The organism is Neorhizobium sp. S3-V5DH (assembly GCF_004343065.1).
Classification (GTDB): domain Bacteria; phylum Pseudomonadota; class Alphaproteobacteria; order Rhizobiales; family Rhizobiaceae; genus Neorhizobium; species Neorhizobium huautlense.
Genome location: NZ_SMCL01000034.1, coordinates 1 through 22,965, shown reverse-complemented (window position 1 = coordinate 22,965; position 22,965 = coordinate 1). Strand labels below are relative to the sequence as shown.

At 61.3% G+C, this 22,965-nt stretch carries 26 protein-coding genes and 1 pseudogene; 15 read left to right on the top strand and 12 right to left on the bottom strand.

Going from position 1 to position 22,965, the window contains the following annotated elements; all coding sequences use genetic code 11:
* The first annotated feature begins 110 nt into the window (after nucleotides 1–110).
* The 4 genes and pseudogenes from EDE09_RS26760 to EDE09_RS26745 all read left to right on the top strand — a co-directional run.
* Entirely contained in the window at nucleotides 111–2,306 is a 2,196-nt protein-coding gene (locus EDE09_RS26760) for an EAL domain-containing protein (protein WP_105374238.1), read from the top strand.
* Nucleotides 2,307–2,487: 181 nt separating this feature from the next.
* Nucleotides 2,488–2,880, top strand: coding sequence for a GFA family protein (locus EDE09_RS26755; protein WP_105374237.1), 393 nt, complete (start codon nucleotides 2,488–2,490; stop codon nucleotides 2,878–2,880).
* A 90-nt stretch (nucleotides 2,881–2,970) separates the two neighbouring features.
* Nucleotides 2,971–3,333 (top strand): hypothetical protein, encoded by a 363-nt coding sequence (locus EDE09_RS26750; RefSeq protein ID WP_245422996.1) that lies wholly within the window; start codon nucleotides 2,971–2,973, stop codon nucleotides 3,331–3,333.
* A gap of 77 nt (nucleotides 3,334–3,410) precedes the next feature.
* Nucleotides 3,411–3,564 (top strand): annotated as a pseudogene (locus tag EDE09_RS26745) (GFA family protein); the annotation flags it as partial.
* Nucleotides 3,565–3,578: 14 nt separating this feature from the next.
* Here EDE09_RS26745 and EDE09_RS26740 read toward each other — a convergent pair.
* On the bottom strand, nucleotides 3,579–4,190 hold the full coding sequence (locus EDE09_RS26740; RefSeq protein WP_105374236.1) for a TetR/AcrR family transcriptional regulator: 612 nt from the start codon (nucleotides 4,188–4,190) through the stop codon (nucleotides 3,579–3,581).
* 151 nt (nucleotides 4,191–4,341) lie between these two features.
* Here EDE09_RS26740 and EDE09_RS26735 point away from each other — a divergent pair, with 151 nt between their 5' ends.
* Nucleotides 4,342–5,103 (top strand): SDR family oxidoreductase, encoded by a 762-nt coding sequence (locus tag EDE09_RS26735; protein ID WP_105374235.1) that lies wholly within the window; start codon nucleotides 4,342–4,344, stop codon nucleotides 5,101–5,103.
* Between the two features lie 164 nt (nucleotides 5,104–5,267).
* Here the strand turns inward: EDE09_RS26735 and EDE09_RS26730 are convergent, their stop codons facing one another.
* From EDE09_RS26730 to EDE09_RS26720, 3 genes are read right to left on the bottom strand one after another with little or no spacing between them, the layout of a single operon-like run.
* Nucleotides 5,268–6,212: a rhodanese-related sulfurtransferase gene (locus EDE09_RS26730; RefSeq protein WP_105374234.1), complete on the bottom strand. Its 945-nt coding sequence runs from the start codon at nucleotides 6,210–6,212 to the stop codon at nucleotides 5,268–5,270.
* Nucleotides 6,213–6,235: 23 nt separating this feature from the next.
* Nucleotides 6,236–7,216, bottom strand: coding sequence for a CHAD domain-containing protein (locus EDE09_RS26725; RefSeq protein ID WP_105374233.1), 981 nt, complete (start codon nucleotides 7,214–7,216; stop codon nucleotides 6,236–6,238).
* A complete protein-coding gene (locus EDE09_RS26720) occupies nucleotides 7,191–7,688 on the bottom strand; it encodes a CYTH domain-containing protein (RefSeq protein ID WP_105374232.1) in 498 nt (165 codons plus the stop codon). The genes EDE09_RS26725 and EDE09_RS26720 overlap by 26 nt, the downstream gene beginning before the upstream one ends.
* Nucleotides 7,689–7,846: 158 nt before the next feature.
* On the opposite strand from EDE09_RS26720, the gene EDE09_RS26715 reads away from it, so the two are divergent.
* Nucleotides 7,847–8,497, top strand: a complete 651-nt coding sequence (locus EDE09_RS26715; RefSeq protein ID WP_105374245.1) for a 2-dehydro-3-deoxy-phosphogluconate aldolase — start codon at nucleotides 7,847–7,849, stop codon at nucleotides 8,495–8,497.
* Nucleotides 8,498–8,591: 94 nt separating this feature from the next.
* The gene (locus EDE09_RS26710) at nucleotides 8,592–9,305 is read left to right on the top strand and encodes a tellurite resistance TerB family protein (RefSeq protein ID WP_105374231.1); all 714 of its coding nucleotides are present in this window, start codon (nucleotides 8,592–8,594) and stop codon (nucleotides 9,303–9,305) included.
* 18 nt (nucleotides 9,306–9,323) lie between these two features.
* Here EDE09_RS26710 and EDE09_RS26705 read toward each other — a convergent pair whose 3' ends face one another.
* A complete protein-coding gene (locus tag EDE09_RS26705) occupies nucleotides 9,324–10,232 on the bottom strand; it encodes a LysR family transcriptional regulator (protein ID WP_105374230.1) in 909 nt (302 codons plus the stop codon).
* 115 nt (nucleotides 10,233–10,347) lie between these two features.
* Here EDE09_RS26705 and EDE09_RS26700 point away from each other — a divergent pair, with 115 nt between their 5' ends.
* Nucleotides 10,348–10,959, top strand: coding sequence for a glutathione S-transferase (locus EDE09_RS26700; protein WP_105374229.1), 612 nt, complete (start codon nucleotides 10,348–10,350; stop codon nucleotides 10,957–10,959).
* Between the two features lie 10 nt (nucleotides 10,960–10,969).
* On the top strand, nucleotides 10,970–11,950 hold the full coding sequence (locus EDE09_RS26695) for a pyridoxamine 5'-phosphate oxidase family protein (RefSeq protein WP_105374228.1): 981 nt from the start codon (nucleotides 10,970–10,972) through the stop codon (nucleotides 11,948–11,950).
* Between the two features lie 37 nt (nucleotides 11,951–11,987).
* Here the strand turns inward: EDE09_RS26695 and EDE09_RS26690 are convergent, their stop codons facing one another.
* Nucleotides 11,988–12,275, bottom strand: a complete 288-nt coding sequence (locus EDE09_RS26690; protein ID WP_105374227.1) for a YciI family protein — start codon at nucleotides 12,273–12,275, stop codon at nucleotides 11,988–11,990.
* A 53-nt stretch (nucleotides 12,276–12,328) separates the two neighbouring features.
* Nucleotides 12,329–12,898: a TetR/AcrR family transcriptional regulator gene (locus EDE09_RS26685; protein ID WP_105374226.1), complete on the bottom strand. Its 570-nt coding sequence runs from the start codon at nucleotides 12,896–12,898 to the stop codon at nucleotides 12,329–12,331.
* Nucleotides 12,899–13,101: 203 nt separating this feature from the next.
* Between EDE09_RS26685 and EDE09_RS26680 the strand changes: the two genes are divergently transcribed.
* Nucleotides 13,102–13,797, top strand: coding sequence for a GNAT family protein (locus tag EDE09_RS26680; protein WP_105374225.1), 696 nt, complete (start codon nucleotides 13,102–13,104; stop codon nucleotides 13,795–13,797).
* On the top strand, nucleotides 13,794–13,994 hold the full coding sequence (locus EDE09_RS26675) for a hypothetical protein (protein ID WP_105374224.1): 201 nt from the start codon (nucleotides 13,794–13,796) through the stop codon (nucleotides 13,992–13,994). Before EDE09_RS26680 ends, EDE09_RS26675 begins: the two co-directional genes overlap by 4 nt.
* On the opposite strand, the gene EDE09_RS26670 is transcribed toward EDE09_RS26675, so the two are convergent.
* Nucleotides 13,995–14,903 (bottom strand): LysR family transcriptional regulator, encoded by a 909-nt coding sequence (locus tag EDE09_RS26670; protein ID WP_105374223.1) that lies wholly within the window; start codon nucleotides 14,901–14,903, stop codon nucleotides 13,995–13,997.
* A 102-nt stretch (nucleotides 14,904–15,005) separates the two neighbouring features.
* Here EDE09_RS26670 and EDE09_RS26665 point away from each other — a divergent pair, with 102 nt between their 5' ends.
* Nucleotides 15,006–15,995: a zinc-dependent alcohol dehydrogenase family protein gene (locus tag EDE09_RS26665; protein ID WP_105374222.1), complete on the top strand. Its 990-nt coding sequence runs from the start codon at nucleotides 15,006–15,008 to the stop codon at nucleotides 15,993–15,995.
* 1 nt (nucleotide 15,996) lies between these two features.
* Here EDE09_RS26665 and EDE09_RS26660 read toward each other — a convergent pair whose 3' ends face one another.
* The 3 genes from EDE09_RS26660 to EDE09_RS26650 form a co-directional block, all read right to left on the bottom strand.
* The gene (locus tag EDE09_RS26660) at nucleotides 15,997–17,037 is read right to left on the bottom strand and encodes a nickel/cobalt transporter (protein ID WP_105374221.1); all 1,041 of its coding nucleotides are present in this window, start codon (nucleotides 17,035–17,037) and stop codon (nucleotides 15,997–15,999) included.
* Nucleotides 17,031–17,675 (bottom strand): DUF1007 family protein, encoded by a 645-nt coding sequence (locus EDE09_RS26655; protein ID WP_105374220.1) that lies wholly within the window; start codon nucleotides 17,673–17,675, stop codon nucleotides 17,031–17,033. Before EDE09_RS26655 ends, EDE09_RS26660 begins: the two co-directional genes overlap by 7 nt.
* 88 nt (nucleotides 17,676–17,763) lie before the next feature.
* Complete coding sequence (locus EDE09_RS26650; RefSeq protein ID WP_105374219.1) at nucleotides 17,764–18,657, bottom strand: LysR family transcriptional regulator; 894 nt, start codon at nucleotides 18,655–18,657, stop codon at nucleotides 17,764–17,766.
* A 529-nt stretch (nucleotides 18,658–19,186) separates the two neighbouring features.
* Here EDE09_RS26650 and odc2 point away from each other — a divergent pair.
* Both odc2 and EDE09_RS26640 read left to right on the top strand, forming a co-directional pair.
* The gene (gene odc2 / locus EDE09_RS26645) at nucleotides 19,187–20,320 is read left to right on the top strand and encodes an ornithine/lysine decarboxylase (RefSeq protein ID WP_105374218.1); all 1,134 of its coding nucleotides are present in this window, start codon (nucleotides 19,187–19,189) and stop codon (nucleotides 20,318–20,320) included.
* Between the two features lie 97 nt (nucleotides 20,321–20,417).
* Complete coding sequence (locus EDE09_RS26640) at nucleotides 20,418–20,987, top strand: N-acetyltransferase (protein WP_105374217.1); 570 nt, start codon at nucleotides 20,418–20,420, stop codon at nucleotides 20,985–20,987.
* 22 nt (nucleotides 20,988–21,009) lie between these two features.
* Here EDE09_RS26640 and EDE09_RS26635 read toward each other — a convergent pair whose 3' ends face one another.
* Nucleotides 21,010–21,870, bottom strand: a complete 861-nt coding sequence (locus tag EDE09_RS26635) for a hypothetical protein (RefSeq protein WP_105374216.1) — start codon at nucleotides 21,868–21,870, stop codon at nucleotides 21,010–21,012.
* 260 nt (nucleotides 21,871–22,130) lie between these two features.
* On the opposite strand from EDE09_RS26635, the gene EDE09_RS26630 reads away from it, so the two are divergent.
* Nucleotides 22,131–22,820 carry an OmpW family protein gene (locus EDE09_RS26630; protein WP_105374215.1) on the top strand — a complete coding sequence of 230 codons (690 nt, stop codon included), beginning with the start codon at nucleotides 22,131–22,133 and terminating at the stop codon, nucleotides 22,818–22,820.
* Nucleotides 22,821–22,965 lie beyond the last annotated feature (145 nt).

Sequence of the window (22,965 nt, the reverse complement as noted above, 5' to 3'; positions counted from 1 at the left end):
GAATTTAAGGAAACTCTTATGGGCCGGACCTCCTGCGGGAGGTCCGGCCTTTCTTTTTAACGCTATCTGAAGGAATACCCGCGAAAGATGTAGGACTAACGAGGTCTTCCATGTCGTTTCTTCCGTCACGTTTTCGGCGCACCGTGTCAGTCGGCCGTCGTTCCGCCGTGACCTCGATGCTGTTCGCCTTTGCGATCGTCGTCGTGCTGGTGACGATTTTCATTTTGACCGCGCTCGGCCGTATCGCCGACTACACCAACCGGGCGGACGACGCGCGCTCGCGCGAGACGACCACCGGCGCCATCGAGACGTTTCGCAGCCAGCTTCATGCGACGCTAAATGACTATGCCGCCTGGGATGACGCGGCGCAGTTCGTCTACGCGGGTGACCAGGATTGGATTGTCAGCAACTACGGCGACATGACCTCCAACAGCGATCTCTTCGACGTCGCCATCGTGATGGACAAGGACCAGAACGTGGTGATGTCCTATCAGGACGGAGCGCCCGCATCCTGGAAACCGCGCGACTATTTCGATTCGTCGATCTGGACGCTATTCGACAAGGCAGGCTCCGCCGGTCCTGATGCTCTGCCTGAAGCTTCAGGCTTTGTGCAGACGACAACGGGCGTCGCAGCGGTCGGCGTGGCGTTGATCCGTCCCAAGGCGGGACCGCTGGAGCAACCGCGCGAGAAACGGCGATTCCTGATTTTCGCGCGCCACCTCGATGCTCTCAAAGTCGAGAAGCTCGCTGAGACCTATGTCATAGACGGCCTGCGTTTTGCCGATGCGGAAGGGCGGACGCCAAATGTTGTCGAGCTCCGCAACATGCATGGAAAGCTGCTGCAGCGGCTCGTCTGGCAGTCGCGTCTGCCTGGAAGCCTCGGCTATTCCGAGGTGCGGCCGTTGGTCTACGGCGCGCTTGTGATGGTCGGCCTGTTCTTCCTGCTGCTTTTTGTCAGCGGCAGCAAAACCTTGAACCGTCTGGCGGCCGACGAGGCGGCTGCGCGGCATCTCGCCATGACCGACCGGTTGAGCGGCCTCCTCAACCGTGCCGGTTTTTTTGCCGCACTCGGCGAACTGGTGACAGAAAGCCACCGCAAGCATACGCATGTGGTGCTGCTCTATCTCGATCTCGACGGTTTCAAGGAGGTCAATGATGCCTATGGCCACACTACCGGCGACAAGCTGATCCGCGGCGTGGCTGCCGGTCTCAAGACACTGGTGGGGGACGAGACGGTTCTCGCCCGCGTCGGCGGCGACGAGTTTGCGATCGCGCTCTCCACCGGGGAAGTCGCAAAGGTCGTGGAGATGATCAGCGACCGAATCCTCGGTTTTTTCGACGAGCCTTTCCTGATCGGCGACCGCGTCGCGACGATCGGCACGAGCATCGGCGTTGCGATATCGCCCAGCGGCAGGATTTCGGGTGAGGAACTGGTGCGCCATGCCGACATGGCCATGTACCGCGCCAAGGACAGCGGCGGCGGCCGCACGGAATATTTCCATCCCGAAATGGATGCCGAGCGGGAGGAGCGCAATCAGCTCGAGGTCGATCTCAGGATTGCCATCGAACGGCGCGAACTTCACGTCGTCTACCAGCCGGTGGTCGATGCGGGCAGCTGGACGTTGATCGGGGTTGAGGCGCTGGCGCGATGGAACCGAAGAGGACACGGGCCGGTCCCGCCCGATGTCTTCATTCCGATCGCCGAGTCCACCGGGCTGATCGACCAGCTCGGCCTCTTCGTACTGCATCGCGCCTGCGAGACCGTGGCACAGTGGCCGGAACTGAAGCTCTCCGTGAATATTTCGCCGGGCCAGTTCCGCGATCCCGCCTTTGCGCTGCATGTCGCCTCCGTCTTCCACAAGACAGATACCGACCCCTCGCGCCTGACCTTGGAGATGACGGAGGGGTACTTCATCCAGAATCCGGCGCGCGCCCGTGCCGCGCTCGCAAAGCTGAAACACCTCGGGGTAAAGATCGCTTTGGATGATTTCGGCGCGGGTTTTTCGAGTGTCGGATATCTGCGGCAGTTCGGCTTCAACCGGATGAAGATCGACAAGTCGATGGTGCATGCCCTGGACGAGGGCGGTGCCGCGATGGACACGCTGCAGGCGACCGTCGCGCTTGCCCGCTCGCTGAACATCCCCGTCACGGCCGAAGGCGTCGAGACAAAGAACCAGGCGCTGGCGTTGCGGCTCAGCGGTTGCGACCAATTGCAGGGCTATCTGTTCGGCAAACCGATGTCGGCGGAAGAGATCGATGCCATCTATCGCGGCGGCCGGATGCCGGACGGAGTGAGCGCGGCCTGAAGGCGCGCATTGTTCTCCTGTCGTGAGAGTTGCTTGTGTGGCGATATCCAGCCGGACACGGAGATTGCGTTACCAGCGGGAGCGAATATTGTGGCCGCCGCTGCTGGAATAGGAGCCGGGCGATATCGGCAGCGCTATTCTTGTAGACAATTCGCTCCCTTGACTTTGGAGGAGATTCACCATGGACCGGTTTACGGGTGGTTGTCTTTGCGGCAGCGTTCGGATCGTGGCGTCGGGCGCCCCATACCGTGTCGGCCTTTGTCACTGCCTCGACTGCCGCAAGCATCATGGCGCCCTTTTTCACGCGTCGGCAATCTTTCCCCAGGATGCAGTGACGATCGAAGGCGAAACGCGCGACTATGCCGGACGCTTTTTCTGTCCGCGCTGCGGTTCGTCCGTTTTCGGGTGCAGCGCGGACGAAGTCGAAGTCAACCTCGGATCCCTGGATGCTCCCGACCAGCTGATGCCAACCTACGAGCTCTGGACCGTCCGCCGGGAGTCCTGGTTGCCGCCGTTTCCGCTCAAACGGCGATACGACCGTGATCGCGACTCCACGAGCCGCTTTGAAGAGTAAGGTTTCGGAGCAGCGCCCCGCAAAGATCCTGTCGCAAGCACCTGCTAAACCACCTGGCATCGGTTCGAAAAGATTAGGAGGCGGCAGGGAATGAGTGCGACATTCGGGGAATTAAGCGATCGTATCGGTCGGGTCGGAGAGCTTTACGCAAGGGTGCACAATATTACGCGGACCCAGGATTGGTATCTGCTCAAACTGACGGAGGAGCTCGGGGAACTCACAGCCGAACATCTGCTCATCAACGGTCAGGCCCGACCGAACCCCGATGGATTGGGCGGCACCCGCGAAGCTTTGGAAAACGAAGCGGCGGATTTGTTCGGGCAATTCGTACTCTATCTGCGCGCAAACGACATTGATATTGAAGCGGCCATCGAGCGGAAGTGGCTACGGCACCTGGATCGATACGTCGAGCTGGACGGCACGACTCATGTTTCATCTGCTGAACCGGCCTGACCGCCGCTTCCGGCCGATCGCTGAAGACATTACGTTAACCGCGGAGCGCATATTGTGGCCGCCGCTGCAGCGCGGGCGAAGTCGAAGTCAACCTCGGATCCCTGGATGCTCCCGACCAGCTGATGCCAACCTACGAGCTCTGGACCGTCCGCCGGGAGTCCTGGTTGCCGCCGTTTCCGCTCAAACGGCGATACGACCGATCGCGACTCCACGAGCCGCTTTGAAGAGTAGGGCCGCTCAGGCCTTCAGGATGATTTTCCCGATGGTGTGGACTTGGCTCCCGGCCAGCAGGACAGCGCCTGCTCGGCGACAGCCTCGAGCGTTTCGCGACTGAAACCGGCTTTTGCCTGCACCGCCATGCCGTGAAGCACGGCCATGAGGAATGCTGCAAGGGTACCGGGCTTGGCCGTTTCGGGAAGGTCGCCTTCCGCCTTTGCCTGTTCGAATCGTCCACGAAGCTGCGCCTCGGCAACGGCGCGAGCTTCTATCAGGATTTGCCGCACGGGTTCGGCGTCATCCGACCCAGCCAGAACACCGTTGATGACCAGGCATCCCGTATGATTGGAAAAACGGGTATTAAGGTCGATTGCGTTGTGAAGAATGTGCGCTGCGACTTCCCGTGATGTCGGGAGCTTCAGCGCCGCCGGGATATAGTCCAGGTATCGCTCGTAATAACGCGCAAGGGCTTTGCGGAAGAGTGCTTCCTTGTTGCCGAACGCGGAATAGAGGGCAGGTCTCTCGACGCCGGCCGCCGCGGTCAGGTCAGCGTAGGACGCACCCTCGTAACCCTTTCGCCAGAAGACGCACAACACGCCGTCGAGCGCTTTCTCCACATCAAATTCGCGATGGCGACCCATCAGATTAGCTCAGCTAATTTCATAATGATCGTTATTAAAACCCTTGACCGCAAATGTCAAATTTCATAACGACTGTTATCGTAACGTCCGTTATGTTAATGGTGGATACCAGACATCAGGTACCCGCGACATATTCAAAGGAAGGAATCTCATGTCGAATACATTGAAAGGAAAGGTCGCCCTGGTGACCGGCGGTTCCCGGGGCCTTGGCGCTGCGACCGCGGAAGCGCTTGCCGCCCACGGAGCAGACGTTGCCATCAGCTACGCCGCTTCGGCGGATAAGGCAGAAGCTGTGGTGGAGAAGCTGAGGGGGAAGGGCGTACGCGCGATTTCGGTAAAGAGCGACCAAGCTGACCTTGCTTCCGCGAAGCCGCTGATCGACAGGGTGCTCGCCGAGTTTGGCAGACTCGATATCCTCGTAAACAATGCCGGCATTGCGATCCAGGGACAGACGGTGGACGATCCGGAGCTTGACGGAGAGAAATACAACCGTCAGTGGCAGGTCAATGTTCTGGGGACGATTGCCAACACGCGTGCCGCAGCGCCCAAACTGGCCGACGGTGGCCGGATCATCTTCATCGGCTCTCTGCTCGGCTCTTATGTACTCTTCCCGGGGGTCGCCGATTATGCCGGAACGAAGTGGGCGCTGGCCGGATACGCCAAGGGCATCGCGCGCGACCTCGGGCCTCGCAATATCACGGTAAACGTGGTCCAGCCGGGGATCATGCCGACGGACATGGCTGCCGACGTCGCCGGCGAGCTTCCGAACCGTGACGCTATCCTTGATATGCATCCGATCCGTCGCATTGCAACCCTCGAAGAGGTGGCGGAAACCGTCTGCTTCCTCGCCGGTCCCCATGCGGGCTACATCAACGGCGAGGCGATCAATATCGCCGGCGGACTTGGAATCTAACATCGAAAACCAATGCTCCGGCGCATGAGCCCCGGAGCAGATGCATATGGTCCCGAGCTTGCAAATCAGCTCGGGACTACCCTTCCGGCAGGCATGCTCCATCTCCAGTCGGAAGGTACGGTCCCTTGCCATTCCTCAGATGACGGAAGGCAATAATGCCTGCTTCATCCGCCGATATGTTTCTGGCCGCGCTTCTTGGCGAGCGCGATCTGGTGCTGCCGTTGCCGGTAGCGATCACGGTCTTCGTCCGTACGGCTGTCGTAGCAATGCGAGCAGGAGACGCCCTCCTCGTAATGGGGCGAGGTGATCTCCTCGGCGGTGATCGGGTTGCGGCAGGCATGGCAGAGCTTGTGATTGCCTTCCTTCAGCCCATGCTCAACGGAGACGCGCTCGTCGAAGACGAAGCAGGCGCCTTCCCAGAGACTTTCCTCCGCGGGTACGTCCTCCAGATATTTCAGGATGCCGCCCTTCAGGTGATAGACCTCGTCGAAGCCCTGTTCCTTCATGAAGGCCGTCGCCTTTTCGCAGCGGATGCCGCCGGTGCAGTACATGGCGATCTTCGGCTTGTTGTGCAGGCCTGCGTTGTTCTTCACCCAGTCGGGAAATTCGCGGAACGTCTTCGTCTTCGGATCGATTGCGCCCTTGAAGATGCCGATCGCCGTCTCGTAGTCGTTGCGGGTGTCGATGACGATCGTATCCGGGTCGGAAATCAGCGCATTCCAGTCCTTCGGCTGCACATAGGTGCCGACGATCCGGTTGGGGTCGATATCCTCGACGCCCATCGTGACGATTTCCTTTTTCGGCCGCACCTTCATGCGCAGGAAGGGCATTTTCGAGGCGCGGCTTTCCTTGTGCTCCAGCTTTTCAAATTCCGGCTGCGCACGGAGAAAGGCGAGCAGGCGCCGAATGGCGTCGTCGGAGCCGGCAACGGTGCCGTTGATTCCTTCGCGGGCAAGAAGCAGCGTCCCCTTGATGCCGTTCTCGTCGCAGAAGGCCTGCAGCGGGTCGCGGAAACTCTCAAAGCGGTCGAAACGCGCGAAATGATAAAGCGCGGCTACGAGAAAGGCGCCGGATGTCTCCGGGCGCGATATAGCGAGATTGTCTGTCATGGCGCTGAAATACAGCTTTGCGCCTAGCCGCGCAACGCGGTTTCTTTCCCGGCCCTGCCATTGGCTTTCGCCCTGCGGCTTTTGGTCTTTCGCGGTGAGGTCGCCGCTTTTCCCCAGAGAAGGCGGATCAGGCCGCTTTCGGTCTCCGCACCATCGGCAAAGACCTCGTGTGCCTTTTCGATCGCTTCATGACGCAAGGCCTGCTGGCGGGCGATGATGGCGCCGAGAACGAGCGCCAGCGTCTCGCTGTCGCCGAAAAGCTCGGGACTTTCATTGACCAGCCCGGTCAGGACCGAAAGATCGTGCTCGTGGCCCAGCAGATCGACGAGTTCCTTTGCCTGCATCTGTTTGGCGAGCATTGCCGAAGGCCAGATCTCGCCGAGCAGCGACAGGTGCATCCAGTAGGTCTGCCCGCTTTTGCGCAGCTCATGATAGACTTCGGCGTCGGCATGTTCCTCGCAGGCGGCAAGTGCGGCAAGCGCCCTCAACCGCTGTCTCCTCCAGGCCGCCGCAAGGCGTTTTGCCGTCTTGCGGGGGTCGTCGTCGAGGTCGAGTTCTCCAAGTGCGGCAATGGCCTGCCTGCAGGTCGCGATCGCTGCTGCCATCTTGGCGGGGAGGTCGTGTTCTTCGGAAGCGATCCGATCACGCCGTTCCGTCAGCGCATTCGAGGCCACCGTCAGCGCGGCGAGTTCTTCCGCCGAGGTCGCATGTTCTGCGAGGTAATTGACCGTCTCCACCAGCGCGGTCGCGTCGCGGACTGCCGAGAGCGTGTGAGCCATGTCGCGGATCCGGGCGTTTTCCCGCCGGCGAAATTCAGGTTGGTCGCGCTGGATCAACCGGTAGAGGGCACGCACCCGCTTGAAACGTTTGCGAGCATCGTGCACCGCCTCGTGCGGGCCGTCCGGCTGTTCTTCCAGCAGTTGGATCGCGCGGGCAAGCTGGCTTTCTGCCACCGCGCAAAACTCGGCGGTGAAGCGTTTAGCGGGCTTCAGACGATAGGGCATCGGACAGCTCTGCGCTCAGATCTTCGGTCGCCATGACCAGGTTGGAATAGCGACGGTCACCCGTAACCTCTTTTCCGATCCAGTCCGGCAGTTCCGGCTGGGCGCTCTCGTCCTCCATCTCGACCTCGGCCACTACGAGCCCCTTATAGGCTCCGTCGTAGACATCCACTTCCCAGACGTAGCCTGCGTGTTTGACCTCGTGTCTGGTCTTCTCCAGGACCACGCCGATCGCGGTTTTCGCCATTTCCTCGGCATCGGTAAGCGGGATCTCGTATTCGAACTCGTCGCGGGCGATCAGGCTCGTGCCGATCTTGATGGTGAGCTTGGCGCGCTTGCCGTCCATTATGCGGATACGTACCGAGCGATCGTCGCCGGAGGCGATATAGGCCTGCAGGAAATCGGAAGACGACGAGACTTCGGAACGCCATCCGTCGCCTTTCACCAGAAACTTGCGTTCGATTTCCTTGGCCATAGGCGCCTGACTTGGTTTGGAACCTTCTGCAACCCTAGTGCAAAGTCGTGTTTTGGCAAACCCGCATGGGCACTATGCGGCATTTTTTCTCGACAATGACAGGCTTGGGCGTTATCTCCCACCACAAGATTTCAATCGTTTTAGCGGAGATGATCGCCATGGCCGGCCAGACCGAAAGCAAGACACAAAAGCTGCTTTCCATCCTGAAACTGCAGCCGGTGGTACCGGTGCTGATCGTCGACGATGCGAAGTCTGCGGTCGGGCTTGCCCGGGCGCTCGTCGCCGGCGGCCTCAGAGCGATCGAGATCACCCTGCGCACACCGGCCGCCCTCGATGCGGTCAAGGCGGTCGCCGCCGAGGTGGAAGGCGCCAATGTCGGCGCCGGCACCATCCTTAATGCCCGCGACTGGGATGCCGCCGTGAAGGCGGGCTCTACCTTCATCGTCTCGCCCGGTGTCACGCCCGGCGTGCTTTCCGCTGCCCAGGATTCTCCAGTTCCGCTCTTGCCGGGTGCAGCGACCGCCAGCGAAGTGATGACGTTGCGCGAGAAGGGTTACGACGTCCTGAAATTTTTCCCCGCGGAACAGGCCGGCGGCGCCGCTTACCTGAAGGCGTTGTCTTCGCCGCTCGCCGGCACCCTCTTCTGCCCGACCGGCGGCATTTCGCTGAAAAATGCCAATGACTACCTCTCGCTGCCGAATGTCGTCTGCGTCGGCGGCTCGTGGGTCGCGCCGAAGGAGCTCGTCGCGGCCGCCGATTGGGCCGGCATCACCAAGCTCGCTGCCGAAGCGGCGGCGCTGAAGGCTTAAGGCTTGCCGCTGAAGGTGAAATTTCCGTCATCTTCTTTGTATCCGGCACGATGCTTCCTATCTCCTGACCATATTCCATCAACGGGAGATGACGATGTTCGACGCAAAAAAGCTTCTCGATCAATTTCTGGGGTCGCAGATACCCGGCATGTCGGGAAGCGTGAGAGACAGGGCAGGGCAGGCGACCCAGCTTGCGAAGAACAATCCGATGGCCACCGGCGCGATCGTTGCCGCACTCCTCGGCACGAAGACCGGCCGCAACCTCGCCGGCAATGTCGCGACCGTCGGCGGCATCGCGGCGATCGCCGGTCTCGGTTATCTCGCCTATAAGAACTACAAGTCCGGCCAGTCGCCGCAGACTGCTCCGCAGCCCGCGCCACAGACGGAAACCCCGCTTTTGCCGCCGCCGGCCGATTCTCCGTTCAGCCCGCAGTCGCCGCAGCTCAGCAATGATTTCGCGCTGACCCTGGTGCGCGCCATGATCGCCGCTGCCAAGGCGGACGGGCATATCGATGCGGCGGAGCGGGCCAATATCATGGACAAGGTGCATGCGGTGGATCTCGGTTCCGAGGCCGAAGCCTTCATCGCGCAGGAGCTCGCCAATCCGGTCGACATGGACGATCTGATCGCCGCCGCCCGCACCGAGGAGCAGAAGGTCGAACTCTATACCGCCACCCGGGTGACGATCGATCCCGATACCCGCGCCGAACGCGGCTATCTCGATCTGCTTGCCGGCCGCCTCGGCCTGCCGGATGCGCTGATCGATCATATCGACGCGACCGTCTCGGCGGCCAAGGTCAAGGTCTGAGCGAGCCTCCCTCACGCCTCACGCGGCTCCCGCATCCATGCCGGCCTGCCGTCGAAAGTGTTCGACGGCGAAGTCGACGAAGGCCCGCACGCGGGCGGAGACCATTCGTCCCTCCGCATGGACGATATGGATCGGCACCGGTTCGCGCTCGTATTGCGCAAGCACGATCCTGAGGCGCCCTGCTTCGATTTCAGGTGCGACCTGGTAGGACTGGAACCGGGACAAGCCGAAGCCCGCCACGGCAGCGGCGATCGCCGCGTCGTTGGTGTTGCAGATGAGCCTGGAGCTTACCGGCACGCGCATGCCGCTGTCCTTGCCGAAGAGCCATTCCGAGTGCCCGAACAGCCCGTCGCGCCCGATGATCGCGTGGCTCGCCAGATCTTCCGGCTTCTCCGGCTCGCCATGCCGGCTGAAATAGTCCGGCGAGCCGCAGAGCACTTGCCTGATCGAGCCGATGCGGCGGGCGATCAGCCCGGAGGCTGGCAGGGTGGCTATGCGGATGGCCACGTCCAGGCCCTCTTCCACGAGATTGGTGACCCGGTCCACGAAAACGGTCTTCACCTGCATGGCGGGATAACGGTCCAGGAAATCCAGGATCACCGGCAGCACATGGATGCGGCCGAAAAGTGCAGGCGCGGTGACGGTGAGCAAGCCGGCCGGCTGCGTAAAACTGCCCGCGGCATTGGCTTCCGCTTCCGCGACCTCCGACAGGATACGGCGGCAATCTGCGACATAACCTTCGCCCGCCGCCGTCAGCTTCAACGAACGGGTCGTGCGGACGAGAAGACGCGTGCCGATCAAATCTTCAAGCCCGGCGACAGCCCGCGTCACCGAAGGAGGGCTCATATGCAGGAGCTTGGCAGCCGGGGCAAAACCGCCGCTATCCACAACCTGCACGAACACCCGCATCGCCTGCCACCGGTCCATGCTGCCTCCGCCGTAATTATTTCAGTTTTCGGAATGGTTCAGTTTGCGATTTCTATCTTACTATCATCAGGATTAACAATCATCATGACGGCGTCATTGCAATCAGGAGGCTGACATGAAGCTCTATCACCATCCGCTATCGGGCCACGCGCATCGCGCCCGGCTCTTTCTGTCGCTGCTCGGCATCGATCACGAACTGGTCTTCGTGGATCTTTCGAAAGGGGAGCACAAGCAGGCCGACTTCCTCAAGCTGAACCCATTCGGCCAGGTTCCGGTGCTCGACGACGACGGCACGATCGTCTGCGATTCCAATGCGATCCTCATCTATCTCGCAAAGAAGGCCGGACGGAGCGACTGGCTTCCCGAGGACGCCAAGGGTGCCGCCGAGGTTCAACGGTGGCTGTCGGTCGCTGCTGGCCAGATCGCCCATGGACCGGCTCAGGCGCGGCTCATCAACGTTTTCAAGGCGCCTTACCGCGCCGAAGAGGTCATTCCCCGCTCGCATGCCATCCTGGCGCTCATCGATGCCGCTCTCGACGGCCGACGCTGGATCGCCTCCGAAGCTCCGACGATCGCCGACGTCGCTCTCTACAGCTACGTGGCGCGGGCGCCGGAAGGAGACGTGGATCTTGCCGACTATTCGAACATCCGCGCCTGGCTCAGCCGAGTCGAGGCTCTTCCGGGCTTTGTCGATTTCCAGAAGACGCCGGTCGGCCTTGCAGCCTGAGGAGTAAGTCATGGATAGCCCGATCCTGCCTCCATCGCCATGGCATCCCGGCGAAATTGCTCTCCAGGCGCGGTACGGCGTGGACGCGCGGATGGACGAGATCGGGCGCCGTGTGGTGCGCGACCACCTGATCGATCAGCATCGGGAGTTCTATCCACTGCTGCCGATGGTGGTCCTGGGAGCCGTGGATCCGGGCGGTGATGTCTGGGCGACCCTTCGGGCCGGCCTGCCAGGGTTTCTCCAGGCGCCGGATTCCGAGAGGCTTTCGGTTGAGCTGGAAAGGGAGTTTGCCGATCCAGCGGAGACCGGAATGGATGATGGCGCGTCTCTCGCGCTTCTTGGCATCGATCTCGGCACCCGGCGCCGCAACCGGCTGAACGGCACATTGCACCGACATACTGGCGGCTTCGATCTTTCTGTACAGCAGAGTTTCGGCAATTGCCCGAAATACATCCAGCTTCGGCAGGTCAGGTTCGTGCGAGAACCGGAAAAGCCTTCCGCTGTGCCCCCGCGAGAAAGCTCCACGTTCGAAGGAGCCGCACTGGCCCTGGTGCGGCAGGCCGACACATTTTTCGTCGCGACCTATGCCGACCTTCCGGGCGGGCGTCAGGTCGACGTCTCCCATCGCGGCGGCCGGTCGGGCTTCGTGCATGTGGGCGACGACGGCTGGCTGACGATACCCGATTTCGTCGGCAATCGCTTCTTCAACACGCTCGGCAATATCGCGATCAATCCGCGTGCAGGGCTTGTCTTTGTGGACTTTTCCACGGGCAATCTGCTGCAGATGACCGGCGATGCGGAGCTGCTTTTCGATCATCCGGAAGGCCGTCCGCTTGAAGGTGCCGAACGCTATTGGCGGTTCCGCCCGCGCAGGGTCGTCTGGCGGGCCGACGCCCTGCCCATCCGCTACGAGCTGGAGGAATGGTCGCCCTTTGCATTGGCGACCGGCAGCTGGCAGGGTGAGGACACGGCGGTCCAGTCAGAGGCGTAAAGTCCGTGCCGGTCTCCGATCGGGGTGTGGCGGTGGTTCACGCCTTCAGGAATGCCAGACGGTCGTCCGTGCGTCCTGGAGCGATTTCCAGGATATCGGCAGTCACGACGCCCTCTTTGACGAACGGGTCTGCCTTAACGCGCGCCTCCAGTTCGGCGCGCGAGAGGTTGTGGGCCAGGACCACGCCGCCGATTCCCGGCAGAACGCTGCCCGTCAGCAAAAAGATGCCGTCTTCGAATCCCTGTTTGATCCAGGCATTGTGGGCCTCCATGAATTGCGGGGCCTGGGACTTGTTGGTGGAAAATCGGAGCGTGACGACGAACATGGGACAGGCCCTCCTTCAGGCCGGATGTCAGGAAGCGGTTGGAAACGGGTTGATCAGCAAGGCTGCTGGCTCTGCAGCCACTGGCACATGTCATCCACCTCCCGGCGGATGAAGGCTTCGTCTCGAAATGCGGTGGCGAGCGCCGCAACGCCTTGGCTGCGCATCAGGAGATGCATGGCGAGCGCATCGGCATAGGCACCCCGACCCATGGCTTCGAACTGACGCGCCAACCAGTCGCGGAACAGCGTGAAGAGCTTGCTTGCATCGGTTTGCGCAACGTGATCGAGCTTGGCGAGTTCATTGCAGAGAGTGCCGACTGGGCAGCCATAGGCCATGATCTTCGTCTGGTTCGTGATGAGGATATGGATGAAGCTCCGGATGCGCTCGGCAGGGGTGGGGCTCTCGGCTTCCCAGGCGTCGAGCATCGCTGCAGTATTTGAAAGCCGCCTGGCAATCACTGCATCCAGAATCTCGTCCTTGCTCTTGAAGTGATAATAGAAGTTTCCGCGCGAAAGCTGCACCGCCTCCGCTATGTGGGCAAAGGACGTGGCCTCGAAACCATGCTCGTAGAAGAGCTGGTCTGCGGCCTCCACGATATGCTGCCGGGTGTTTGCAGCGTTCATCCTCGTCTTCTTCCTCTGCCGGTTCCAATTCTAGGTCAATTGTCCTACAAACTGATTAGGACGATTGACCTAGGTCAGTCAAGAGACGTTGAACGATCCAAAGGGAAATTTATCCGGCTGCTCTGTGGCGGCCTATCGGAGGCGCCCGTTGCCTTTCCCGATGCGCTGGCCTAAGCCTCTGTTCGTCAAGACAGAGGCCTTCCATGCGCGATCTCAAGAATTACAAAGTGGGTGCACCCGCGCCCGTTACCCTGAAGGGCCGGTTCGTCACCCTGGAGCCCTATGAAAGGGAAAAGCACCTGCAGGGGCTTTGGGGCGCACTCGGCGGCGCGGAGGGCATCAACAACCTCCTGAAGTATTTTCCCAATGAGGATTACGCCACAGCCGACGACCTTGATCGCTGGCTGCAGTCGGTCCGTCAGGCGGGCGGCTATGTCACGCTGATCGCCCGCGAGAACGCCACCGGCGAGATTGTTGGCATGGCGAGCTACATGCGCCCGGACCCGAAGAATGGCGTGGTGGAAGTCGGTTCCGTCGCCCACGGCCTCGCGATGAAGCGGTCGCCCATGTCGACCGAGCTGCATTACCTGATGGCGAAGCACGTCTTCGACGATCTCGGATACCGCCGCTACGAGTGGAAGTGCCACAATGAAAACGAGGCGAGCAAGGTGACGGCGCGCCGCTACGGCTTCACCTTCGAGGGCGTCTTCCGCCAGCACGTCATCTCTAGGGGCGCCAACCGCGATACCGCCTGGTTTTCGATGATCGACAGCGAATGGCCGGTCATCAAGGCCGCTTTCGAAGCCTGGCTTGCGCCGGAGAATTTCGATGCGGACGGCAAGCAGAAACGCAAGCTCGAAGATATCCGCACCGAGATTGCAGAGGGAACTGCCGCATGACTCCCGAGAGCCGTTCCCAGGCGATTGCCGCCGCTGTCATCCTGCTTTGCGTCGGACTGGTGATCTATTTCCTGCCGACACTGGTGCTCTGGATCGGCAATTATTCGCCCGTGCTCGGCTTCGTCGTCGGCGCGGCGCTGCTCCTCTGTTTCTTCCTGATCTTCTGGCTGAGGGCTCGTTTCCAGCGGCGGAAATAGTCAGGCGCCGGCTCTCATGAGCCGCGGCAGTGCGGACGCAAGGGCGTCGACGGCGAGCCGGACCTTCAACGGCAGATACGGCGTCTGCAGCCAAAGGGCGTGGCAATCGTAGAGAAACGGCGGCTGATCCGGAAGGAGCCTGATCAGCGCGCCGGTCTCGATCCGCCCGCGCACAAGCCAGTACGGCACCCACGCCAGGCCCATGCCCATCACGGCGGCATCGGCGATCGCATCGAGATCGTCCAGCCGGATGCGGTTGGGCGGAGTCACTTCCAGCGGCGGCAGCCCTTCTTTTGGAAACAGCCAGGGCGGAACCGGTCCAGACCGCCGGTAGACTACCGCGCGATGGCTCGCGAGTTCCTCAGCGGTATCCGGCCGGCCGTGGTTTTCAAGATAGGCCGGTGAGGCGCAGACGACCATGGGTTGGCGGGCAACACGGCGGGCGATGACGCCGGCGCGGCTTTCCAGTTCGCCGGTACGGATCGCCAGGTCATAGCCGTCATCGGCAAGATCGACGAAACGGTCTCCAAAGGAGAGATCCAGCTCCAGTGCCGGATATTGCCGTGCAAAGTCCATCAGCACGGGAAGGACGCAATGCCGCCCGAAATGGACGGGCACGGCCACCCTCAGCCGGCCGCGCGGCTCCGACTGGTGATCGACTGCCAATGCGTCGGCGGCCTCCGCTTCTGCGAGAATCATCCGGCAGCGGTCGTAATAGGCGCGGCCGAGATCGGTAAGGCTCTGGCGGCGCGTCGTCCGGTTGAGAAGGCGGGCGCCCAGCCGCTGCTCAAGAAACTGCACATGCTTGCCGACCATGGGAGCGGAAAGATCAAGCGCCCCTGCGGCCGCCGCGAAGGAGCCCAGATCGACGACCTTGACGAATACGGCCATGCTGCTCAATCGATCCATATTCGAAAGCTCTGGTTATTTCTGTCTCGCCAAAACTGGCATTTATCGCGGATTTGACGGATGTCATAGCTCATTCAACTCAATAATTTCGGAGTTGTATCAATGGCACGCGTCGTTCGCTTCCATGAGCATGGTGGTCCCGAGGTTCTGCGCATCGAGACTATCGATGCTCAGCCACCTGGAGAGGGTGAAGTACGCATTCGCGTCAAGGCGCTCGGCCTCAACCGTGCCGAGGCCCTGTTGCGGGCCGGAACCTATATCGAAACGCCCAGCCTGCCTTCGGGCCTCGGGCTTGAGGCGGCCGGCATTGTCGACATGGTCGGGGAGGGCGTCAAAGAATTTGCGCCGGGCGACGCCGTCAGCATCGTGCCACCCATCTCGATGATCCGCTGGCCGGCTTATGGCGACGAGGTCACCTTTCCAGCCCGTCTTCTGGTCAGGCATCCGCCCTCACTGAGCTTCGAGGCCGCAGCCGCCCTCTGGATGTCGTATCTCACCGCCTACGGCGCCCTGATCGAGATCGCAAAGGTTGCGAAAGGCGATTTCGTCGCCATTAGCGCGGCTTCGAGCAGTGTCGGGCTTGCCGCGATCCAGATCGCCAATCTTGTCGGCGCGACTCCCATCGCCATCACGAGAACGTCGGCCAAGAAGGAGGCACTGCTGCAGGCAGGCGCCACCCATGTTGTGGCTTCGGCGGAAGAGGATCTGGAGGCTCGTCTAAAGCAGATCAGTGGAGCGGAAGGCGTCAGGGTGGTGCTGGATGCGGTCGGCGGCCCGATCTTCGAGCCGCTGACGGCCGCCATGTCGCGCGGTGGGCTTCTTCTGGAATATGGAGGGCTGAGTGCGGAACCGACGCCCTTTCCGCTTTTCACAGTGCTTGTCAAGAGCCTGACGCTGCGCGGTTATCTCGTCCACGAGATCACCGGGAACCCTGTTCGGCTGGAAGCGGCCAAGGCGTTTATCCTTGCAGGACTGGAAAAAGGCTTGCTCAGACCGGTCATTGCCAGAACCTTTCCGTTCGAGGAGATCGTCGAGGCGCACCGCTTTCTTGAATCAAACCAGCAGTTCGGCAAGATCGTCGTAACGATCTGACTTAGGCCTGCAGCGACGCCCCGAGCAGGGAGAGGCCCACCAAAAGCACGAAAAGCGCGCCGCCGATTTCGATTGCATGGCCGATGCGCCGTCCTGTTCGTGAACCGGGGCCGGCGATCCGAAGCGCGAGGTCTTTGGCGCCCACCGCTATGCTTGCCAGGATCGTCACGGTGATTGCGGTGCCGATCGACATGGCCAGCACCGAAAGCACGCCGCCGAGATAAAGGCTGTTCAGAAGCGCAAAGCTCATCACCAGGATGGCACCGGAACAGGGGCGCAGGCCGACGGCAATGATCGCCGACCAGGCTTCCCGCAGGCTGAAGTCCCTTCCTTCCAGCGTTGCAGGGTCCGGCATATGGCTGACGCCGCAGGTCTCGCAATAGTCGCCCTGGCCCTGATATTCGTGATCCTGTACCTCGACCGCCCGGAAATTGAGACCTGTCGAACCGCGGCCACCGAGGGCGGCGGAGGCGGCCGGTGCGGCCATCGGAAGGCTCACCACGCGCATGCGGAGCGCGTGTATCTTCCTGAAAAGCAGCCAGGCGCCGAAAAGCGCCACCAGCGCGAAACTTGCGATCTCCATGGCCTGGGTCGCCTGCGTCATGGAGATGCCGCTGCCGCGCAGCAGCACGAAGGCTGTTCCGACCAGCAGGATCGCCACCGCGCCCTGGAGAAGGGAGGAAACGAAGGAGATGACGATGCCGCGTTTCAGCGCGATCTCGTTGGCGATCATGTAGGAGGAGATCACTGCCTTGCCGTGCCCGGGGCCGGCCGCATGGAAGACGCCGTAGGCGAAGGAAAGGCCGATCAAGCCGGAAAGCGCCCAGGGGTCCTCCCGCATCGCTCTCAGCGCGCCCGTCAACGCCCGGTAGAACGCCTGCTGATGCGTGTTGATCCAGGCGAGGAAGGGACCGAAAGGTCCGCCGACCGAGAAGGCGGGTTCGGCCGATCCGACGCCGAGCGGCGATTGGGCATGCGCGGCGCCGGCAATCACCAGCGCCGCAAGAACGGTCAGCGCCAGAGTGCGGCGGATTGTCAGCATGTCATTTCCAGTCTGGTGGCGAACAATTTCGACATGTCGGTGCCGGTCGGATCGCTGAAGAAGGCGTCAGTCAGCGAAGCGCTGTTTTGCGAAAGCACTTCGTCTGGATCCGGACGCACCACTTTGTGCTGGCAATGTGTGAAACCGGACCCCTTCGCCACCAGGTCGCCATCGGTCGGAAAATCGATCGAGGTGTACATGGAAGGATCATAGATGCCGAAGGCGAGCTTGCCTTTCAGCGGGACGGGCTTTTCCGGCTTGATCGCGAAGATGACGAGAATCTGGCTGCCTTCGAGCGATACATGGATCGCGTCCGGCTGCTGAACGCCGACATTCGCCCCATCCATCGTGATGGTCGTGAAATAATGGTAATCGGAAAGCGACTTGCGCATCACCTCGCCGAGTTCGGCAAGCTCGTCCTCGTCCAGCTTCAGATTGGTGTTCTTGTCGAAATCGAGCAGGACGCTGGAGGAGAACACCTCGTCGAAGCGCCAGACATTGTGCAGTTCACCGAGATTGCCGTCATTGCCTGCAACGACTTCCAGCCTGGCTTCGGCAAAGATATGCGGATGGGCAAGTGCTGGAAGCGGTGAGCAGATTGCCGCAAGCGTTACAATTGTTGCAATATTATAACGCATAATCCGTCTGATTCTCCCCGTTCGCCAGTGCCTGCTTTGCCTCGTAAATGAGACGGAATTTCGACTCGGGCTGACTGAGCCTATCGGCTCAATGTTGCCTGCGGAACCAGGCGGAGAGGAAATCGACGAAGCTCCTGACCTTGGCCGGCAGGTAGCGACGATGCGGGTAGACGGCATAGATGCCGCGATCCCTGGCAATGTAGTCGTCGAAGAGGGTAACGAGTTCGCCCGACTGGATCGATGCATTGGCGATGAAATCCGGGATGATCGCCACGCCGATGCCGGCGCGGGCGGCCCTGAGCGTCGCCTGCGGGCTGTTGACCTCTATCGGACCGCTGACGGCGACCGAAATGGTGGAGCCTTCGGCATTCGTGAAGCGCACATTGTTGTGCCAGCGCGAATTGGTATCGATGATGAAGGGAACCCGGTTGAGGTCCTGCGGGTGTTCCAGAGGCCCGTATTGGGCAACGAAATCCGCCGTCGCCACGGTATAGACCCGGAAGTCGGACAGCTTCTTGGCAATCAGGCCGGAATCTTCCAATTTGGTGATTCGGATGGCGAGATCGAAATTCTCCTCGATCAGATCGACGAACCGGTCTTCCGCGACGATTTCCAGAGACACGTCCGGATGCGTCTTGGCGAAATCGATGAGCGACTGGCCGACCTCGGCATCGACGAATGTGCGCGGCACGGAAACCCTCAGCCGTCCCTTGAGATCGGCGTTGTTTTCGCGCACCAGATCGGCAAGGTTGTCGATCTCCTTCAGGATGTCGGCGGCGGTGCGATAATAAGTGTGTCCGGCCTCGGTCATCGAGAACTGGCGGGTGGTGCGGTTGAGCAGCAGCGCGCCCAGGTCGTCTTCCAATTCGCGCACATATTTCGACAGCAGCGCCTTCGACCGGCCGGTCCGTCGTGCGGCGGCTGAAAACCCTTCCGCTTCAACCACATCGATGAAGGCCCGCATGCGTGTCAGAGTATCCAAATGTCGCCCCCTTGCTTGGTGAAGTCCTAGGTGGGATGCCGTCGGCGATTGTGCAATGCGAATTTTCGATGACGGCCAAAAAATCTCTTGATTATGACGGCGAATATTCTTATCTCCCGGCTTGCCCAAAGTCGCACGTGCCTGTGGGTGTCCGCCGACCCTCGATTAGGTGAGGTCATCGGTAAGGTACCTGGAACTAACCCCTCCAGTCGCTATTCCGGCCAACCGGGAAATGCGAGGACATCTTGAAGCAACGACGGTGCGGGCCTTTCTGGTCTCTGCAGGCTTTCCATCAGCCTGCAATACTGAAGAGGCACACCATCATTGCCGGAAGTGCGGTAGGGACAACCCTCCAATCCAAGGCAGACAAAGCCGGATCATTGCTCGTGGCAGGGCGTTGATCCACATATCGCGCGTTTGAGCGTGTTCACGGTACCGGTGTCTCCACCAACTGGGCCGAACGCATTCTCATCCGTCCTTTGTCCTCCGGTTCGTGAGCCGGAGCCTGAAGATTTGAAGGGACTGACCGATGACCACTGCTCGTATCCTCGACTTCATCAAGAGCCGACGTCCGGAAGGGCCGTGCCTTGTTGTCGATCTCGATGTCGTGCGCGACAATTTCACCGCCTTCCGTCATGCCCTGCCGGACAGCGCGATCTATTACGCGGTCAAGGCCAATCCGGAGCCGGCAATCCTGAAGCTTCTTGCTTCGATGGGCTCCAACTTCGATTGCGCTTCGGTCGCCGAAATCCAGATGGCGCTCGACGCCGGCGCTTCGGCTGACCGGATCTCCTTCGGCAACACGATCAAGAAGGAGCGCGACATCGCTCGTGCGTTTGCGCTCGGCGTCGACCTCTATGCCGTCGACAGCCATGAGGAAGTCGAGAAGATCTCCCGCGCCGCACCGGGTGCGAAGGTGTTCTGCCGCGTGCTGACGGACGGCGAGGGCGCCGAATGGCCGCTGTCGCGCAAGTTCGGCTGCGTGCCGCAGATGGCTGTCGACGTTCTTGTCTACGCTCACCAGCTGGGCCTGGAATCCTACGGCGTGTCCTTCCATGTCGGTTCGCAGATGACCAAGGTCGATGCATGGGATTCGGCTCTTGCCGATGCCAAGCGCGTCTTCGGCTCGCTCGCCAAGCAGGGCATCGTCCTGCAGATGGTCAACATGGGCGGCGGTTTCCCGACCAAGTACCTGCGCGACGTGCCGTCTGCCGAAGCCTATGGCCAGGCGATCTTCGCTTCGCTTCGCAAGCATTTCGGCAATAACCTGCCGAAGACGATCATCGAGCCGGGCCGCGGCATGGTCGGCAACGCAGGCGTCATCAAGGCGGAAGTCGTGCTGGTGTCGAAGAAGTCGGACAACGACAATCACCGATGGGTCTTCCTGGACATCGGCAAATTCGGCGGTCTTGCCGAAACGATGGACGAGGCGATCCGCTACCCGATCCGCACTGAGCGTGATCAGGACGAGATGGAGCCCTGCGTGCTTGCCGGCCCGACCTGCGACTCGGCCGACGTGATGTACGAGAAGAACATGTATCCGCTGCCGGTCTCTCTGACGATCGGCGACGAGGTTCTGATCGAAGGCACCGGCGCCTATACGACGACCTATTCGGCCGTCGCCTTCAACGGCTTCGAGCCGCTCAAGGCCTACGTCATCTAAGACGTTCGTTTCCGCCGGCCCCGTAACCAGTCGGGGCGGCACATTCACAATGATCCTCCGATGCCGTCTGAAACGGTTTTGAGTTCGGGAGGCCAAGATGGCCACTGTTCTTGATTCTGTCCGCGCCCTTTTTGCGCCGAACACCACTTTCATCATCGACGCCGAAACACCGGCCGACGTGGTGGCTCGCGAAAACCTGCTCGATCGCGCCATGGGCCCGGATCGCAGGCTGAAGTCGTCTGAAAAGATCCGCCGCGGCCGCGTGCCGGCGGAGGGTCTTGCGCTCGTCGCCCGCGATACGGACGGTCATGTGACAGGCACCGTGCGTCTCTGGAATGTCGAAGCCGGCATCTCGCCCGACGGTACTCCGATCGAAGCGCTGCTGCTCGGCCCGCTGGCGGTCGATTCCGCTCATGAGGGGAAGGGGATTGGCGGCGCATTGATGCGTGCGGCGATCACCGAGGCCCATAAGCGCGGCCACGGTGCCGTCCTGCTCGTGGGCGATGCGGCCTATTATGAACGGTTCGGCTTCTTTGCCGACAAGACCCGGCATCTGGTCATGCCCGGCCCCTTCGAGCGCTCTCGTTTCCTGGCGCTGGAACTGAAGGCCGGCTGGCTGGAAGGCGCCGCAGGCATGATCGTGCCTAACGGGCGCAAGCTGGCCTGATACGCCGGCCCTCCGGGGGGTGTCAGAAACGTTTTTCGTTTTCCAGGGCGAGCCGTTCGAGCGCGGCGGAGTCGGGCTCGTATCGGCCGCCGACCTTGTTCCAGCGATAGGTGGCGCCGATGGTCCGGTCACGCCTGGCGACAGCCTTTTCCGTACACCGCTCTTTGATCGGTTCGTCGTGCAGCAGGACGTCGACACGGACGGCGGCCATCGGCATCGTGGCTTCCTTCTTCACCGAGATATGCGGCTCCTGAGTGCGGCGCAGACCACAGAGCGTTTCGGAGAACGTCATGACATCATCGATGATCTGCAGACGGTCCGGCTGGGCCAGCACCAGCGTCAGGTCCCGGTAGGACTGCTGCGAGTTCCAGTGGCCGTTGCTCACCACGATCAGCTGCGACTGCGGGCCGAGCGGCTGCAGGGCCGCGTCTGGAAAACCGGTGTCGCGATCGAGCCCGACATTCAGAACGTCGCGTAGTTTCGGTAGCAATCCGGGGCTGCCATCGAAGGAATAGAGGACGAGAAGGGCAGGGGCGGCAGGATCACCGCCTGAGCCCCCGAAATCGAAAAGGACAGCGATGTTCGGATGGGCGGCGGAGGCAAGGTCGATGACCTCCACGTTCTCGATCGTCAGGCCGTCCGGCCAATCGATATCCAGATCGAGTTTTTGCGCGGTCGTCTCGTCCAGCGTGAAGCCTTGCCAGCCGGCACCCTCCGTCTTGGCGAGGTCGGGGACGATCCGCTTGGCGAGATCGAGATAAGTCGCCGACAGGCCGGGCAGAGGCGCGTCGAGCTCCACCCGCTCCGGCCCGCCGGCGGCCACGCCGGCAACCGGTTTGAGAAGAAACAGAAGCGGGATGAGAAAACGGAAAGGTATGTGCATGGGGCGGCTTCGACGGGCAAGTGCGGCAAGCCTATGCCGAATCGGTCGGAACTGCAAAGCAGTCCGCAGCAATGAAGGCTGTACCGCCGCGGCAGCATATGCAGTCTCAGGCCGCTCACCCGCCGGAAAGCGATATTCCCTGCGACATATTTACCACTCCTATCCCCAGGGCGGTGAGGGTTGATCCTGATCAATCCGACTCTTCGATGAAGGCCGTAGACCGGTCTGCGCAAAGAGATTCTGATCCCAGGAGAGACGAAATGAACAGGAATGGCGCACGGCATCTGAGATGGCTGGCGGGCACAAGTGCGGCTTTTTTCGCATTCGGGGCAGCGGCCGCGGATTTGACGCCGGCTCCCGTTGCCCCGGCGGCGGAGGAAGTTGTGACTGGGCAAAGCCCGTGGCAGATCCGCGTACGCGGTTTGGGCGTCATCACTGAGGATGAGGGTTCCGTGAACGGTGTTCCTGGCTCGGATCTTTCCTATTCTGACTCGGTGATCCCGGAACTGGATATCACCTACTTCTTCACCGACAATATCGCCGCCGAACTCATTCTCGGCACGACCTATGCCAATATCAAGGAAGACGGTGCCGTCGGCGTCCCGGTCGGTCGCGCCTGGCTCCTGCCGCCGACACTGACGCTGCAGTACCACTTCACCGATTTCGGCGCCTTCAAGCCCTATGTCGGTGCGGGCGTCAACTATTCGCTGTTCTACAACCAGTCGGAAAAGGCCGGTTTCCATAACCTCGACGTAGAGAACAACTTCGGCGCAGCACTGCAGGTCGGTTTCGACTACATGATCGACCAGCATTGGGGCGTGAACTTCGACGTGAAGAAGATCTTCCTGGAAACCGACTGGAAGGCCGATCATGACGTTCTCGGTCCGCTCTCCGGCAAGGCCAAGATCAATCCCTGGCTGATCGGGGCGGGGGTGACCTACCGGTTCTAAGAACGACAATAACGGTAGGCGGAACGGCGCGGCTCATAACCGCGCCGTTCTTGTTGTGCGCCCAGCATGGGCGCATTCTTGTGGGTGGAAGTCCCACCGTAAGCTGGTCATGGCGAGCGAAGTGAAGCGCAACTGCGGAAGGGCG

Bases quoted from the DNA above. Each gene is read 5' to 3' on its own strand.
- EDE09_RS26700 (WP_105374229.1), top strand. From the start codon at position 10,348: ATGAAGCTCTATCACCATCCGCTATCGGGCCACGCGCATCGCGCCCGG.
- EDE09_RS26675 (WP_105374224.1), top strand. From the start codon at position 13,794: ATGACTCCCGAGAGCCGTTCCCAGGCGATTGCCGCCGCTGTCATCCTG.
- EDE09_RS26735 (WP_105374235.1), top strand. From the start codon at position 4,342: ATGTCGAATACATTGAAAGGAAAGGTCGCCCTGGTGACCGGCGGTTCC.
- EDE09_RS26730 (WP_105374234.1), bottom strand. From the start codon at position 6,212: ATGACAGACAATCTCGCTATATCGCGCCCGGAGACATCCGGCGCCTTT.
- EDE09_RS26720 (WP_105374232.1), bottom strand. From the start codon at position 7,688: ATGGCCAAGGAAATCGAACGCAAGTTTCTGGTGAAAGGCGACGGATGG.
- EDE09_RS26685 (WP_105374226.1), bottom strand. From the start codon at position 12,898: ATGAACGCTGCAAACACCCGGCAGCATATCGTGGAGGCCGCAGACCAG.
- EDE09_RS26640 (WP_105374217.1), top strand. From the start codon at position 20,418: ATGGCCACTGTTCTTGATTCTGTCCGCGCCCTTTTTGCGCCGAACACC.
- EDE09_RS26630 (WP_105374215.1), top strand. From the start codon at position 22,131: ATGAACAGGAATGGCGCACGGCATCTGAGATGGCTGGCGGGCACAAGT.
- EDE09_RS26760 (WP_105374238.1), top strand. From the start codon at position 111: ATGTCGTTTCTTCCGTCACGTTTTCGGCGCACCGTGTCAGTCGGCCGT.
- EDE09_RS26725 (WP_105374233.1), bottom strand. From the start codon at position 7,216: ATGCCCTATCGTCTGAAGCCCGCTAAACGCTTCACCGCCGAGTTTTGC.
- EDE09_RS26755 (WP_105374237.1), top strand. From the start codon at position 2,488: ATGGACCGGTTTACGGGTGGTTGTCTTTGCGGCAGCGTTCGGATCGTG.
- EDE09_RS26710 (WP_105374231.1), top strand. From the start codon at position 8,592: ATGTTCGACGCAAAAAAGCTTCTCGATCAATTTCTGGGGTCGCAGATA.
- EDE09_RS26665 (WP_105374222.1), top strand. From the start codon at position 15,006: ATGGCACGCGTCGTTCGCTTCCATGAGCATGGTGGTCCCGAGGTTCTG.
- EDE09_RS26690 (WP_105374227.1), bottom strand. From the start codon at position 12,275: ATGTTCGTCGTCACGCTCCGATTTTCCACCAACAAGTCCCAGGCCCCG.
- EDE09_RS26705 (WP_105374230.1), bottom strand. From the start codon at position 10,232: ATGGACCGGTGGCAGGCGATGCGGGTGTTCGTGCAGGTTGTGGATAGC.
- EDE09_RS26695 (WP_105374228.1), top strand. From the start codon at position 10,970: ATGGATAGCCCGATCCTGCCTCCATCGCCATGGCATCCCGGCGAAATT.
- EDE09_RS26655 (WP_105374220.1), bottom strand. From the start codon at position 17,675: ATGCGTTATAATATTGCAACAATTGTAACGCTTGCGGCAATCTGCTCA.
- EDE09_RS26670 (WP_105374223.1), bottom strand. From the start codon at position 14,903: ATGGATCGATTGAGCAGCATGGCCGTATTCGTCAAGGTCGTCGATCTG.
- EDE09_RS26680 (WP_105374225.1), top strand. From the start codon at position 13,102: ATGCGCGATCTCAAGAATTACAAAGTGGGTGCACCCGCGCCCGTTACC.
- EDE09_RS26635 (WP_105374216.1), bottom strand. From the start codon at position 21,870: ATGCACATACCTTTCCGTTTTCTCATCCCGCTTCTGTTTCTTCTCAAA.
- EDE09_RS26715 (WP_105374245.1), top strand. From the start codon at position 7,847: ATGGCCGGCCAGACCGAAAGCAAGACACAAAAGCTGCTTTCCATCCTG.
- EDE09_RS26660 (WP_105374221.1), bottom strand. From the start codon at position 17,037: ATGCTGACAATCCGCCGCACTCTGGCGCTGACCGTTCTTGCGGCGCTG.
- EDE09_RS26740 (WP_105374236.1), bottom strand. From the start codon at position 4,190: ATGGGTCGCCATCGCGAATTTGATGTGGAGAAAGCGCTCGACGGCGTG.
- odc2 (WP_105374218.1), top strand. From the start codon at position 19,187: ATGACCACTGCTCGTATCCTCGACTTCATCAAGAGCCGACGTCCGGAA.
- EDE09_RS26750 (WP_245422996.1), top strand. From the start codon at position 2,971: ATGAGTGCGACATTCGGGGAATTAAGCGATCGTATCGGTCGGGTCGGA.